Origin of the sequence: Mycolicibacter minnesotensis (assembly GCF_010731755.1) — a bacterium.
GTDB classification, from domain to species: domain Bacteria; phylum Actinomycetota; class Actinomycetes; order Mycobacteriales; family Mycobacteriaceae; genus Mycobacterium; species Mycobacterium minnesotense.
Genome location: NZ_AP022589.1, coordinates 781,394 through 793,723, shown reverse-complemented (window position 1 = coordinate 793,723; position 12,330 = coordinate 781,394). Strand labels below are relative to the sequence as shown.

17 protein-coding genes and 1 pseudogene are annotated in these 12,330 nt (G+C 65.2%); 8 read left to right on the top strand and 10 right to left on the bottom strand.

Annotation, left to right across the window (positions count from 1 at the left end):
- Nucleotides 1-4: 4 nt before the first annotated feature.
- Entirely contained in the window at nt 5-1,510 is a 1,506-nt protein-coding gene (locus tag G6N09_RS03935) for an FAD-dependent oxidoreductase (RefSeq protein WP_083023701.1), read from the bottom strand.
- 97 nt (nt 1,511-1,607) lie between these two features.
- The gene (locus G6N09_RS03930) at nt 1,608-2,282 is read right to left on the bottom strand and encodes a cutinase family protein (RefSeq protein WP_083023704.1); all 675 of its coding nucleotides are present in this window, start codon (nt 2,280-2,282) and stop codon (nt 1,608-1,610) included.
- Between the two features lie 299 nt (nt 2,283-2,581).
- Here G6N09_RS03930 and G6N09_RS20220 point away from each other — a divergent pair, with 299 nt between their 5' ends.
- From G6N09_RS20220 to G6N09_RS03925, 3 genes are all read left to right on the top strand, one after another.
- Nucleotides 2,582-2,707: a hypothetical protein gene (locus G6N09_RS20220; protein WP_264073696.1), complete on the top strand. Its 126-nt coding sequence runs from the start codon at nt 2,582-2,584 to the stop codon at nt 2,705-2,707.
- A gap of 164 nt (nt 2,708-2,871) precedes the next feature.
- Nucleotides 2,872-3,027, top strand: a complete 156-nt coding sequence (locus G6N09_RS19455; RefSeq protein WP_165756569.1) for a hypothetical protein — start codon at nt 2,872-2,874, stop codon at nt 3,025-3,027.
- A gap of 98 nt (nt 3,028-3,125) precedes the next feature.
- On the top strand, nt 3,126-3,827 hold the full coding sequence (locus G6N09_RS03925) for a cutinase family protein (RefSeq protein WP_083023710.1): 702 nt from the start codon (nt 3,126-3,128) through the stop codon (nt 3,825-3,827).
- Between the two features lie 21 nt (nt 3,828-3,848).
- On the opposite strand, the gene G6N09_RS03920 is transcribed toward G6N09_RS03925, so the two are convergent.
- Nucleotides 3,849-4,283: an STAS domain-containing protein gene (locus G6N09_RS03920; RefSeq protein ID WP_083023713.1), complete on the bottom strand. Its 435-nt coding sequence runs from the start codon at nt 4,281-4,283 to the stop codon at nt 3,849-3,851.
- A gap of 604 nt (nt 4,284-4,887) precedes the next feature.
- Entirely contained in the window at nt 4,888-5,556 is a 669-nt protein-coding gene (locus G6N09_RS03915; RefSeq protein WP_083023963.1) for a PAS and ANTAR domain-containing protein, read from the bottom strand.
- Nucleotides 5,557-5,834: 278 nt separating this feature from the next.
- Here G6N09_RS03915 and G6N09_RS03910 point away from each other — a divergent pair, with 278 nt between their 5' ends.
- The 3 genes from G6N09_RS03910 to G6N09_RS03900 all read left to right on the top strand — a co-directional run bounded on the left by G6N09_RS03910 (nt 5,835) and on the right by G6N09_RS03900 (nt 7,400).
- Nucleotides 5,835-6,314, top strand: a complete 480-nt coding sequence (locus G6N09_RS03910; protein ID WP_083023716.1) for an MPT63 family protein — start codon at nt 5,835-5,837, stop codon at nt 6,312-6,314.
- A gap of 166 nt (nt 6,315-6,480) precedes the next feature.
- The gene (locus G6N09_RS03905) at nt 6,481-7,176 is read left to right on the top strand and encodes a HemK2/MTQ2 family protein methyltransferase (protein WP_083023718.1); all 696 of its coding nucleotides are present in this window, start codon (nt 6,481-6,483) and stop codon (nt 7,174-7,176) included.
- Complete coding sequence (locus G6N09_RS03900) at nt 7,173-7,400, top strand: CDGSH iron-sulfur domain-containing protein (RefSeq protein ID WP_083023736.1); 228 nt, start codon at nt 7,173-7,175, stop codon at nt 7,398-7,400. The genes G6N09_RS03905 and G6N09_RS03900 overlap by 4 nt, the downstream gene beginning before the upstream one ends.
- Here G6N09_RS03900 and G6N09_RS03895 read toward each other — a convergent pair.
- A complete protein-coding gene (locus G6N09_RS03895) occupies nt 7,397-7,768 on the bottom strand; it encodes a MerR family transcriptional regulator (protein WP_083023738.1) in 372 nt (123 codons plus the stop codon). The two genes, G6N09_RS03900 and G6N09_RS03895, sit on opposite strands and share 4 nt — an antisense overlap.
- A 124-nt stretch (nt 7,769-7,892) precedes the next feature.
- Here G6N09_RS03895 and G6N09_RS03890 point away from each other — a divergent pair, with 124 nt between their 5' ends.
- Nucleotides 7,893-8,315: an Hsp20/alpha crystallin family protein gene (locus tag G6N09_RS03890; RefSeq protein ID WP_083023965.1), complete on the top strand. Its 423-nt coding sequence runs from the start codon at nt 7,893-7,895 to the stop codon at nt 8,313-8,315.
- Between the two features lie 253 nt (nt 8,316-8,568).
- On the opposite strand, the gene G6N09_RS03885 is transcribed toward G6N09_RS03890, so the two are convergent.
- The 3 genes from G6N09_RS03885 to G6N09_RS03880 form a co-directional block, all read right to left on the bottom strand.
- A complete protein-coding gene (locus G6N09_RS03885; protein WP_083023740.1) occupies nt 8,569-9,522 on the bottom strand; it encodes an anti-sigma factor RsbA family regulatory protein in 954 nt (317 codons plus the stop codon).
- 91 nt (nt 9,523-9,613) lie between these two features.
- A complete protein-coding gene (locus G6N09_RS19450) occupies nt 9,614-9,769 on the bottom strand; it encodes a hypothetical protein (RefSeq protein WP_165756570.1) in 156 nt (51 codons plus the stop codon).
- A gap of 15 nt (nt 9,770-9,784) precedes the next feature.
- Nucleotides 9,785-10,018, bottom strand: a complete 234-nt coding sequence (locus G6N09_RS03880) for a hypothetical protein (RefSeq protein ID WP_083023967.1) — start codon at nt 10,016-10,018, stop codon at nt 9,785-9,787.
- Between the two features lie 161 nt (nt 10,019-10,179).
- On the opposite strand from G6N09_RS03880, the pseudogene G6N09_RS03875 reads away from it, so the two are divergent.
- Nucleotides 10,180-10,522 (top strand): annotated as a pseudogene (locus G6N09_RS03875) (ChaB family protein).
- Nucleotides 10,523-10,618: 96 nt separating this feature from the next.
- Here the strand turns inward: G6N09_RS03875 and G6N09_RS03870 are convergent.
- Nucleotides 10,619-11,056, bottom strand: coding sequence for an STAS domain-containing protein (locus G6N09_RS03870; protein WP_083023742.1), 438 nt, complete (start codon nt 11,054-11,056; stop codon nt 10,619-10,621).
- A 189-nt stretch (nt 11,057-11,245) separates the two neighbouring features.
- Nucleotides 11,246-12,253, bottom strand: a complete 1,008-nt coding sequence (locus tag G6N09_RS03865) for an iron-containing redox enzyme family protein (protein ID WP_083023743.1) — start codon at nt 12,251-12,253, stop codon at nt 11,246-11,248.
- Between the last annotated feature and the right edge of the window lie 77 nt (nt 12,254-12,330).

Here is a 12,330-nt window from a genome sequence, read left to right as displayed (position 1 = left end):
CCACTCAGTTGTCGGCGGTCAGGCCGCGGGTGGCCGGACCTTCCAACACGCTGCCGTCGGGAGCGAAGCGCGAACCGTGCAGCGGGCATTCCCAGGCCCGGTCGACCTCATTCCAGGTGACGATGCCGCCAAGGTGGGGGCAGACCGGGGAGAGCCGGTGCTCGACCCCGTCCACCTGGCACTGAGCCTGTAGGTGCCAGGGTGGTCCGCTGACCACGCCGCCATCATTTCCGTAGCGGCCCCGGCCCAGGCGGGCTGTCGGGGTGATCCAGCCTTTCGCCAGGTGGAATCCGACCGCCAGATTGGCGGCCATGGCCGCGGGCAGGCCGCGCAGCTCGCCGGTTCGCCAGGTCGTAAACGCTCGGTCCCAATCTGGTCGCGCACCGAGGATACGGCCCGACAACGCCAGTGCCGCGGCCGCCCCATTCGTCATACCCCATTTGTTGAAACCAGTTGCCACATAGATGGTCTCGCTATCAGGAAGGAGAGTTCCCACGTAGGGAAGCTCGTCTACAGAGGCATAGTCCTGCGCCGACCACAGGTGCGTTCGGACCGCTCCCGGGTAGTGCCTGACGGTCCACGACTCCAGTTCTGCCAGTGCTTCGCCCGGGTGCTTCTCGCGGCCTACGGTGTGCCCGGCCCCACCGACCAGCAGTAGCCGCGATCCGTTGGCCGGGGCGTAGCGCAATGACCGGGTCGGTGAATCGGTGGAGATCATCATCGGCCGGGTGATGTCGCCGGGTACCTCGAATGCCATGCAGTATGAGCGGCTGGGTTTGACTCGGGCGAAGTATCCACCACGGTCCAGTACCGGGACTCCGGTGGCCAGCACCAGCTGAGCGGCCCGCAGTTCGGCATGCCCACGGGGCGTGTCGAGGCGTAGGCGAAGGATGCGGTGCCTGCTGGAAACATGCTGCACGCGTGTGTGTTCCAGCAGTTGTCCGCCGCTCGCGCATAGCTCGGCGCGGAGCGCGTCGAGAAAGAGCATCGGATCGAACTGCGCTTGTTCTTCAAGCCGGACCCCGCCGTGGTAATCAAATGGCGTGTCGGCGTGTGCTTCCCACGTAGCTTGCAGCCCAAGCGCACGGCAGGCTTCGAACTCGGCGCGGGCTGCGGCCACCCCGTGCTCGGACTGGGCGAAGCTGTAAGCGTCTTCGCGCTGGACCGGCACCCCGGAGGCGGCGCAGAACGCCAGCAGCCAGTCTTGTCCGGCGCGATTGCCGGCCAGGTATCCGGCCGCCAGGTCCTTGCCCTGCTTGGCCAAGATCTTCGAGAGCTGGGTGGCTTGCAGCAGGCTGATCTTGGCGGTGGTGTTTCCGGTCGCGCAGGCGCCAACCGTGCGGGCTTCCAACACCAGCACCTGGCGGCCCGCTCGCGCCAGCAGCAGCGCGGTCATCAGGCCGGTAATGCCGGCGCCCGCCACCACCACGTCGGCATGCTCGGGCAGATCCTCAGCTCTGCCCGAATCCGGCGACGTTTCAATCCTGTTGGCGAGCCATAGCGACGTCATACTCGAATCTGTACCCCGCGGGGAAGGACCGAAACGTGTCAGTGTGGCGCGGCAGTGCCTGTACTCTCCGGAAAATGTGGCGGACAGCCACCACACGCTAGAGCGGCTGCCCCGGAACGGCTTCAAGTGGCCTCAGGTGGTCGACGGCAAAGTCTGCGGCCTCAGCGGTCATGCCATTTGCGGCGTACGCGGTATGCGCGGCTCCATTGTCGCCCGCCGAGCAGACAGGATCGCCGAGCGCGCACAAGTCGATGGTCTTGGCGGCGTAGCTCGGTCCGATGGACAGCGGTGGGGCCCCGATTGAGTACAAGAACGCTGCGGACGGTCTGCCCAGTAAGGCCACGGCGGCGACGTGACTGGCAGCCTCGGGAGGCAGGGAGGCTCCGAACTTGCCGGCCGATGCCGGATCGGTCACATATCCGATCAGTGCCGCACCACGCGAGTACCCGCCGACGATGAGCTGGGTACCGGGACACCTGGTGTAGAGATCGCGGAGGTGAGCGGCGGCGTTGGCGATACCGGCGGCCGAGGGCTCGAACTCGGGCACGGCGGGAAAGTCCACTGGGTAGACATCCAGTGCGCGCCCCCAGGTGCGCCATCGCAGCGCGTCGATGAACTGCTGGCCCATCCAACCGACGCCGGGGGCTTCCCCGGTGCCGCGCGCAAACACCACCGCGATGTCGGCGCACCCAGCGGCGACCGCGTCGCCACTCGCCGACGTGAACAACAGCGCGCCGCCCGACACGGCCACCACGGTAAGGATCTGACTCATCACAACGAGACGATTGATACCCGTTGCAGTCCGCTGGCAAACCGTGGTTTCAGCCCAGGGAAAAAGGGAAAGACTAGTTCGGTGCCGTCGTGGCGGATCGCCGAAAAACGGTGAGAAGCTGATGATTGCAACGTCTTTGGCCGCGTCTTCTACCGACGTGCGCCACGGCGCTGCTTCTGCAGTGTCGGAGGCAACGCAGCCCGTGCACCTGGCCGGGACGATCGCTAGGACCGGCGGCAAGAACTGAGCGGTCGACACCTACGGAAACGGTCCGCTGCACCGAAGGGAGAGTTCATGCTGTGCTGACTATCCTGGCCTCGTTCTTCACAGCGGGCAGACGGCGTGGATGGCTGGTACCGGCTGCGGGGTGGGCGCTGCTGGCGGTCGATCTGCTGGCACTGGCGATCGCTTTTCGGCCTGAGTAAGTCTGGCTTCACGGATCGGCTCCCGGATGGGCGTGGTGCCTGAGCGGCCGAACTGAGATAGGTTTTGCCCCCCGGTCTCTCGGGTATCACGCTGTGATGGAACAAATGCTGTGTGATGACACGTCGGCGGCCGCCGACGCCGACGCGATCCTGGGGTGTGGCTCATGATCGGCGTCGGACTTGTGCTGCTGATAGTGGGCATGGTCTTCAACATCTACGTCCTGTGGGCGGTTGGCATAGTCTTGCTGGTGGTCGGCGCGGTGTTCTGGCTGTTGGGCGCTCTCGGCCGGCCGGTGGGAGGCAGACGCTACTGGTACTGAGCTCGGACGCCGTGGTCCGGGTCCCGGCCTGCAAACGTTCCGCAAGACAATCGAAGAAGGCGGTTTGAGCCGCCGTCGGCGCGGGCACCTTAACGGACATGTTTGTCCGTGACATCATCAATTCTCTTGGTCCCCTAGCCGTTACCGCAGTCGCCACGGGTGCCGCGACCCTGGTGGGTCCGATCATTCCGGCTGCCGAAGCTGAGCCCTGTCCCGATACCGAGTTGGTGTTTGCCCGGGGCACCGGTGAGCCTCCGGGCCTGGGTCCGACCGGCCAGGCTTTCCTCAATGCGCTCACCACGCGCATCGGAACCGGTCCGGCGGTGTATGCGGTGGACTACCCGGCGAGCGACCAGTGGGACACCGGGGTCGACGGTATTCGGGACGCGGGAGCGCATGTGGTCTCGAGAGCCACTACCTGTCCGAGCACCAAGATGGTGCTCGGGGGTTACTCCCAAGGTGCCGCGGTCATGGGCTTTGTCACTTCGGCCCAGGTTCCCGACGGCGTCGACCCAGCGACTGTGCCTAAGCCGCTGGACCCCGAGGTCGCCGACCATGTGGCTGCGGTAGTGCTGTTCGCGATGCCCAATGAGCGGGCGATGAACTTCCTCAACGAGCCCACGATCGTGATCGGTCCGCTGTACCAGACGAAGACGCTGCCGGTGTGTGCTGCAGAGGACGCCGTCTGTTCCGACGGCATGAACTTTGCCGCCCATGACAGCTACGCCGACGAAGACCCGACGATGGTTCAGCAGGGCGCCGACTTTGCGGCCCGCCAGCTGCAGGGCCGGGTCGGCTAGCTGCTGGCTGGTGTGTGTGGGTCAGCGGACCTGCTGGAAGACCTGCGCACCGGCCAGTGCGTCGGCCCTCGACGGCGTTGTCGGCAACGCGTGGTCGGGATCGCAGATGCGCAGCAGTCGCTCAACCTCGGTGCCGGGAACCATCGTGTAATAGAGCTGGGCTTCGGCGCACCGGTCGGCGATCGTCTTCAAAGTCGAAAAACCAGCGGTGCCAATGAACTTCAGGGCGTCGAGGTCGAGGATCAGCCAAGCGCAGTGGCACGCGCAACGCTGCACGTAGTCTGCCAAGTGGCTGGCGTTGGAGGCGTCCAGTTCGCCCTCCACGCTGACCACCGCACCGCTGCGCCCCCAGTGGATGGCGCCCCGCGCGGTGTGGCTCGTCCAGGTATCGGACGGGGAAGGGGCATGTGATCGAGAGGCCGAACGCGCTGATCCGGCGGTATTCAAAGCGGGCATTGCAGTGCTCCATCAGTCGAAACTCGTACTGTGGATCGCGTCGATGCGAGTTTCACCTTCACGGATGAGATGCAGGGAGAATGCCTCCCTGGCTAGCGTGGGTGACGCGTCTTCCGGGTGGCTGTTAACTCAACCTAGTGACGAACGTACGCCGTTCGCCGCGATTCTGCAACGATTCGGTAACGGAGCCGCGCCGCCCGATTGAATTCGATTGCGGTGCAACATATTAACTTCTTTGTTGATGGCTTTGCTCCGGTGTGGCATGACGGCGAGGCGGCGCTGGTAGTTCATCTACCTGCGTGAATGTGTAACTACTGAAATAAATTTGAGTATTTCTTTGAATTAGACGCTGTATGGCACTTTCGCGCCCATCGGCTGCCGTGCAATGCCTGATCGCGGAACTATGGATTCGCCTCATTCGGGTCGCGGGGGCGGAGCGAAGATAGGGCTGCGACCAGTCGTAGCGACATGGTGGGGGGATGCGGTCAGCCGATCCGGTGCTGCGCCAGCCGGTTCGCGTTGTCTCCGCGCGCGTGTTCACCGCCTTCGGCTCGGTGGTTACCCACGCGGGGCGGTGACCTCACCAGTGCGGCCGGCGCTGGGCTCAGGTCACGGTCAGCAGGGTGTGGTCGAGGTCGGAGAGCACTTCGGCGGGGAGTCTGCCGGTGAAGGCAGCCACGAATCGAGTGGCCAAGTCGCGTACCTTGACGTTGGTCTCCTGCGAACGCCACACCAGGATGTCGAACGCCCGTTCGGCGGAGATGCCGTAGCCGACCATCAGGACTCCCTTGGCCTGTTCGATCACCGCGCGAGATTCGGCGACTTCGGATACCGCTGCGCTGACATCGGCCTGCACCACATCGGTGACATCGACGTAGAAGCCGGCCGTTCCGGTGACCACTCCGGCGTCATCGAGCATTCGGTCGCCGACGACGATCACCCAGTGCTCTAGCCCCCCGGTGTCGATGATCCGGTGTCGACTGCTGAACGGCTCGCCCCGCAGCACGCGCTCCAGGGCTTCGGCCACCTGCGGGCGGTCTTCGGGATGCTTGTGCTGCAGCAGCAGCTCGGTGCTCGGTGCAACGGTACCCGGCTCGTAGCCATGCATTCGGGCCACCGTGTCCGACCATTCCCAGCGCTGTTCGCCGAGCCAGTACCGGAACCTGCCGACTCGCTGAGGTTCGCCGTGACCGACCACCAAGTCGAGTCCGTTGTGCACCTCGGCTTCACCGCCCGCGGGTCCCGCACATTCAGCGTTGACATCCCCGATCACCGCAAACCCGCCTTCTCGCACCCCGCACAGTATGAGTTGATCCCTTGGCCGGTGGGCGATCCGCGGTCTGAAACGCAGGAATGGATGCAAGGTCGATCCGTACCGGCGCTGTCTGCTGAACGCCCGAGGTTGGCGTAACTATCCACAATTTCCCCACTGTGCGCAAGCACCACCAGGTTTCGCCGTCGGTCGCACGGGGTAAGCGCTGTGAGACGCGCGGCCAGGTTCCAGAAAAGCGGACTGCCGCCAAAAATCGAAAGGAATCGGAGGAGTCAGAAATGAAGCTCTCCACAACTGCGGTCAAAGCAGCCGCTGGTGCGGCCGGAATCGCTGCGCTGAGTGTATTTGCCGCCGGCACCGCGGCCGCCGAGCCGGCGATTCAGCCGTTCGGAACGCCGTCACAGCTCAACGACGGCGCGATGGTGACGTCGTACACGGTCAGCAATCTGGGCCCGGCCAACGTCACCATCCCGGGTTATCAACCGCGCGGCAAGCTGTATCAGGCCGACGTGACCGCTCGCGCCGACAGTGGCACCGTGACGCCGGTGGTCGCTGATTTCAACGCCAGGGCGGCCAACAGTGACACATATCGGGTGGTCAACACGGTTCCGACGCCTGACGGCATCAGTCCGGCACCGATCGCCCAGGGTACGGCCGCGAACGGCAAGATCTACTTCGACGTGACGGGCCCTGCACCGGACGGTGTGGTCTACAACGACGGAGTCCAGGATGTACTGGTCTGGACGAGCAACACCTGACCTCTGCGGCTGAGCTGGGCCCGATCCAACGGATCGGGCCCAGCGGCGTTGCGGGCTCGCTTCGCAGGATCGGGCGGAGATCGCTTGGGGCGCAGTGTTTGACACTGCCGGGCGCGGGTACTCGGTGCTGCGTGACATCCTCCGCAGAACTGACGGGCAGCCGCCCATGACCATCGTTGGCCTGCCCGCGGCCCGACGTCACCGGCCGCCGCGCGTAGACGGTGTCTATGTTCCGCAAGCAGATTCCCAGCTGCTCATCGAGACCATCGAACGCACCTGTTTGGCTCACCGCGCCAGCGTGTTGGACCTATGCACCGGCAGCGGCGTCGCGGCTATCGCGGCGGCCGAGCTGGGAGCCGACCGCGTCACCGCGTTCGACATCTGCTCGCGAGCCGTGCGGTGTGCTCGCGACAACGCCCGTGCGGCCGGCGTGGACATCGCAGTCCGGCAGGGCCCATGGGACGACGCACTGCGGTACGCGCCTTTCGACCTGGTGGTAGCTAATCCGCCTTATGTGCCTTCGCCACGCCACGGTGGGCCCGTCCGGTCCGCGGGCGGTCCGGAATGGTCCTGGAATGGCGGAGCGGACGGCCGGCTCGTGCTGGATCCGCTGTGCCACTCTGCGGCAGCGCTGTTGGGCAAAGGGGGCTCCCTGCTACTGGTGCAGTCCGCTCTCGCCGGCGTCGGGCAGTCCCTCGTTGCGCTGCGGGCCGTGGGGCTGACCGCCCAGGTCGCTGCCGTTCGACACATCCCCTTCGGTCCGGTTCTCTCGGCGCACGCCGGCTGGCTGGAATCGACCGGCCAGGTGCCCTACGGCTGTCGGGTGGAACAGCTGGTGGTGATCAGGGCGGACAAGCCATGACCGCGCCAGAGCCTCGGGTGGTGCAGATCGTGCGCAACGGCCCGATGCTGGTCGCAGGGCCGGTGCGTATCGAGACACCACACGGCGTCGTCGAATCCGATCGCTTCATGGTCGCCATCTGCACGTGTGGGCGCAGTCGCAACTATCCGTTGTGCGACACCAGCCACCGGCGGCGCAGTGGCTCGTCCCGACAGGTCCCGGTGGACGCCGCTGACTCGGGCTAGCCGCGCGACAGGGGCTGGTGTGCGCTGCTTCGGGTACCAGCCAGCAGGGCGTAATCCGTCTTCAGCTGGGAGTTGTCCGATCGCAGCCGGGTGTTGTCGGAGACCAATCGGGCATTGTCCGCTTCCAGGCCGAGTATCTGACCGATGCCTGCCACGTTGATACCGATGCCGACCAGCTCCGTGATGCGTCTAAGTCGAGCAATGTCGTCATCGCTGTAGCGGCGCGTTCCGCCTGGAGTGCGCGCCGGGGTCAGTAATCCGCGGCTCTCGTAGAGACGCAGTGTCTGCTGGCCGAGTCCGGACAGTTCGGCAGCCACCGAGATCCCGTATACCCCGAGCCCGGATCGGGCGTTGCTGTCTGGTGTCACCGCACGTCGCCTTCACTCGTCGAGAATTCGTTGCCGCCAGCTGTTGCATCAACCTACCACCGGTGCTATATAAAAATCTATGTCGGCAGGCATAGATGATCTGCCGGATAATCAGGAGGTGGAGATGATGTTGATGCGTACCGACCCGTTCCGTGATCTCGACCGTTGGACCCAGCAGGTGTCGGGGACCGCGGCGCGACCGGCGCTCATGCCGATGGATGCTTGGCGTGACGGTGACCAGTTCATCGTCGAGTTCGACCTCCCGGGCGTCGCCGAGGATTCCTTGGACCTCGACGTGGAGCGCAACGTCCTGACTGTGCATGCCCGGCGTCCGGCGCTGGACCAGAGCCGCGAGATGGTGTCAGCGGAGCGGCCGCGCGGAGTGTTCAGCCGGCAACTGTTCCTCGGCGACACCCTCGATGCCGAGCAGATCCAGGCCAGTTACCACGATGGGGTGCTGCGCCTCACCATCCCGGTAGCCGAGAAGGCGAAGCCGCGCCGGATCAAGGTCGCCAGCGGCCACGGAGAGCGGGTCATCAACGCCTGATCGGCCGGGGCCCATAGCCGGCCTCGCCTACTACGTGGTGTCCGCCGTGGCTCCCGCGGCGGATCTGATCGAGCACGTGCCACTCAGAGGAGGTGATGTTCCAGCACTACGGACAACGACGATCGGTGACGCGCGTATCGCCACGGGCGTGGCGGACAAGGAGTGTGCAGCGCGACGTCACCATGGGGTTCGGCGAGGTAACGCTGCGGTTCACTGCTCTCCCCGCAGCGTTGCCTCGCCCTCCCTCCCGCGGTCAGCCCCGGCGCATCCGAAGATGTGCCTGCACCGTGGTCCCCGATGGCCCGGTGTGGATGCGCACCAAGTCAGCGGTGGCATTGACCACGTACAGGCCGCGACCGTCATCGACGTCATCCACGATCGGCCGCCGTCCGGCAAGTCGGTCGGTCAGCTGGCCGGCGTCGCGTACCTGGCAGACCAGGTAACCCGCGGATTCCCACAACAACAGGGTGCTCGGCCGTCGTCCGTGCTGCAGGCTGTTAGAGGCCAGCTCATTGACGATCAGCTGCAGATCTGCGATGCCGTCGGCGGAGAAGCCGAACCACCGCGCGTACTTGGCGCAGAATTGTCGGGCGCCGGCCAGATCTGCGAGGCGGTGCAATGCATAGCTGGCCGCGGTGGGGTTGCCGGGCAACGGCTCGTTGCAGCGTGCCCAGGCGGCTTCTGGAGCGAAGCTGGCGCTGGCCTGATCCGGACGTCCGCTCCGGCTCACTCGTGGATGGGTGAGCGCTGCGTCCGCAAGGGTCTCTGAGTCCAAATGCGTTGCGTCGTAGGGGCAGACCAATGCGATGTCGCGGCCCGCGAATGCCTCATTGACCAGTGCCTCATGCTGCAGGCAGGCCGAATACTCCAACGGTGATCGGCCAATCCAGACTTGCTCGCCGACCATTCGCACCGGGCCCGACGGGTGCCGCGCGGCAAAGGTGCCGAACACCGCGCCCAGGATGTGGCCGGGGTTGCGTCCGACCAGGCTCATGTCGACCAGCTTCACCGCGTCGACGGTGCCCGCGGGCAGGCGGTCACGCAGCAGTGACAGGTTGGGGCCCGGGACCGCGACCAAGACCGGAAAGCCGTCATTCACGCCATCGCCGACGAACGGCACCAGATGATCCAGGTATTCCTGCGGTGATCCGTACGTCAGGGCGATATGCGTGAACGGGTCCCGATCGTCGCCGGTGGGGACGGCCATCGCATCTGCCCCTGTCCTCCAAGGTGAGCGGTCCCAGAACAGGCCGTCCCAGGCCTAGGTCAAGACTTCAGCGACGGCGCGCCTTAGCCGATCAGTACCAGTAGCGTCGGCCCGCGACCGGACGCCCGATCGCACCCAGAATCCACAATGCAGCACCGACCACCAGCAGAATGACGCCGACCGTCCAGAGGACATTGATCTTGAAGACGAGCGCCAGAATCAGCAGAATTACCCCGAGGCCAATCATTTGCAATCCCTTCTCTCACACAATGAAACCGACCGCATCCAATGATGACGGCTGCGGTATATGGCAATCCGATACGACGGGTTTGACGCCGGCATAGTTCAGCGGGCCGGCCAGAACGGTCACGGCGATGGTTCCGGCACTGGCGCAGCTGGTCTGGCTTCCGTGGAAATAGTCGCGCTGCCACGCGGCGAAAATGCCGATCACCAACCAGAGCAGCACAATGGGCCCGGCCAATCCACCGATCCGCATGCGTCCTCCATTCTTGTTGTGAACGCATTCATTCCCGCTTTGCACGCAGTCGAAACCTGGCAAGTGGAAAAAGCCGGATCGACGAACCACGGGTCGCAACGGATTGGCCGGTATTCCGGACGGGTATCCAGACGCGATCGAGATGTTCACGAGGAGGCCTCATGCCCAAGATGTCGAAGAGCGGCACCCCCAAGTGGACCGAGCTGCCCACCACGCTGCAACGTTCCAGCGCCAAAGCTCAGGTGGCCTACGCCGCGCTGAAGCACAGTTTCGAGAAAGTCGGCGACCACTGGGAGGCGAAGGCCAAGCGCGGCCCGTCGGATAAGCGCGGCGGGCGGCGGCCCGAACAACACCGGCCCCTCCGCGGAAGGGGTCGACGCCAACGCCAGTAAACAGCACCTGCTGGATATTGCGCGCCGGCTCGACATCCACGGGCGCTCGATGCGCAAAGCCGAACTGGTGACAGCTATCAAGAAGTACAACCGCCGGGTCCGGGGACGCTAGCGAGCAATGCTCATGGCCGACAAGTCAACAGCCGCGATCAGCGTCTGATCGAGGTGACTTAGTGGATGTTCGCTACCCGGGCGGTCGCAGCCGGACTCAGGGCACCAGGCGAAGCGGCCGGCTGATCCGCTGCACGTCAGCTAGGGCATCCGACAGTGATCCCACCAGCGGAAGCCGCGACTGCGGGTCGCAGATCCGCAGCAGGGTTCGTAGTGCGCTACTGGGAACCACCTTGAGCTGCGTCTGTGTACTGGCGCACTGCGCGCTGACCGATTGGAGGGCAGAAAACCCTTCGGTACCAATGAAAGTCAGCTGCGACAAATCTACCACCAGCCACTCGCAGCAGTCGGCGCACTGTTTGGCATAGTCGGCGAATGCGCTCGCGTTGGCGGCGTCTATCTCTCCATCGACCGAGACCACCGCTCCGGCCCGCCCCCAGTGGACGGTGAACTTGGCGGTATGGCTGCGCCAAGCCTGGGTGGCTTCGGTTGCAGGTGTGGCGAAAGCGATCTCGGCGATTCTGCTACTCGTCATATTCTCACTCCATCAGGCGACGAATCGTACTGCTGGATGACATCAGTGCATCTTTTCCGGTCACTGTGACCCGGTGATGTTCTGCTGCGGCTGTGAGCTCAACCGGACGATGCAGACGTTACCCAACGGCGCTGGCCTTGGCAAAGGAATCGCCGACAATTGGGGAAAATCCCAGCGAAACCTTAAGTCTCACAGCGGGACTAACGACGAGCGGCCCGCCGACCAGGCGGATGTCATCAGTTCGGCAAGCCGATTCTCCACCGCGGCGTGAGCACGCATACCGAACACGACATCGGTCTCCAAATGCGGACAGTGGTGCAGTAGGTCGCCGATGACGTCGGTGCGCACCACCTGTTCATGCACCGCGTCGGCCTCGACGTGCTCGGCATAGAAGGTGACACATGGATCCGGCGCGCCCATCCGCCGCAGCGCGGTGACCAGTCGGCTGGAGCCGGGCGGGGAAGTGATCTCGGTGGCGGCGAAGTGCCCGGCGGCCGCGCCCCGCCAGCGGCGGTGCAGTCCGAACAGCGACATCAGGTTGACCACTGCCAGCGACTCGGCCGGAACGATGTCCAGGTACGCGAGGTAGTCGGCATCCAGGCCGGCGGCGGTGAGCAGGTCGGCGAACAGTTGCTGGTGCGCCTTCGGCCCCCGTCCGGCGCCATACTCATCGAACTCGACCGCGACAAAGGAGGCCTTGGCCTGGCCGGTCAGGCGCGGGATGATCCAGGCGTGCGGGTCGCCCTCTTTGAGGTGATACAGCGACCTGTGGACGAAGTACTCGCGGGCCTGGCCCCAGGTGCCGTGATCCCGCAGGTGCCACGAGGGCCCCGTGCCTTGCACCGGCTCGGTGGCTGCAGCGTTCATTTCGTCGTTCGCCGACCACGACGGCGGTGTTTCCCCGACGTCCTGGCGGACGCGGTCGAGGAATGCCCTCTCCAGGTGCGCGCGCAGCGCCAACAGTGCGACGTCCCATTCCCAGTCCGGATCCACCCCGGCGAAACCGCGGTAGTGCAGCTCGTAGCAGACGTACAGCGCCAATTGCAGGTCGCGACCGTAGGGGTCGGCACCGGCGATCGGAGGCAGGGTCTCGGGGGCTGCTCCGGGGGGCAGGGTCAGCAACCCGCAGACCGCCGCCGACAACGGGCCGCAGGCGACGGGCAGGCGGGGTTCGGTGGTGATCGCTGCGATGGTCACGTCTGCGGTTACCCCGCGCGGGGCCCGCGCCAAACGGTGGCGCATCGTTTCGCCGATGGACCGATGGGTACCCACGC

What these genes read in the sequence shown, in the direction of transcription:
- G6N09_RS03935 (WP_083023701.1), bottom strand. Translation starts at nt 1,510, where the DNA reads ATGACGTCGCTATGGCTCGCCAACAGGATTGAAACGTCGCCGGATTCG.
- G6N09_RS03930 (WP_083023704.1), bottom strand. Translation starts at nt 2,282, where the DNA reads ATGAGTCAGATCCTTACCGTGGTGGCCGTGTCGGGCGGCGCGCTGTTG.
- G6N09_RS19455 (WP_165756569.1), top strand. Translation starts at nt 2,872, where the DNA reads ATGATCGGCGTCGGACTTGTGCTGCTGATAGTGGGCATGGTCTTCAAC.
- G6N09_RS03925 (WP_083023710.1), top strand. Translation starts at nt 3,126, where the DNA reads ATGTTTGTCCGTGACATCATCAATTCTCTTGGTCCCCTAGCCGTTACC.
- G6N09_RS03920 (WP_083023713.1), bottom strand. Translation starts at nt 4,283, where the DNA reads ATGCCCGCTTTGAATACCGCCGGATCAGCGCGTTCGGCCTCTCGATCA.
- G6N09_RS03910 (WP_083023716.1), top strand. Translation starts at nt 5,835, where the DNA reads ATGAAGCTCTCCACAACTGCGGTCAAAGCAGCCGCTGGTGCGGCCGGA.
- G6N09_RS03905 (WP_083023718.1), top strand. Translation starts at nt 6,481, where the DNA reads ATGACCATCGTTGGCCTGCCCGCGGCCCGACGTCACCGGCCGCCGCGC.
- G6N09_RS03900 (WP_083023736.1), top strand. Translation starts at nt 7,173, where the DNA reads ATGACCGCGCCAGAGCCTCGGGTGGTGCAGATCGTGCGCAACGGCCCG.
- G6N09_RS03890 (WP_083023965.1), top strand. Translation starts at nt 7,893, where the DNA reads ATGATGTTGATGCGTACCGACCCGTTCCGTGATCTCGACCGTTGGACC.
- G6N09_RS03885 (WP_083023740.1), bottom strand. Translation starts at nt 9,522, where the DNA reads ATGGCCGTCCCCACCGGCGACGATCGGGACCCGTTCACGCATATCGCC.
- G6N09_RS19450 (WP_165756570.1), bottom strand. Translation starts at nt 9,769, where the DNA reads ATGATTGGCCTCGGGGTAATTCTGCTGATTCTGGCGCTCGTCTTCAAG.
- G6N09_RS03880 (WP_083023967.1), bottom strand. Translation starts at nt 10,018, where the DNA reads ATGCGGATCGGTGGATTGGCCGGGCCCATTGTGCTGCTCTGGTTGGTG.
- G6N09_RS03870 (WP_083023742.1), bottom strand. Translation starts at nt 11,056, where the DNA reads ATGACGAGTAGCAGAATCGCCGAGATCGCTTTCGCCACACCTGCAACC.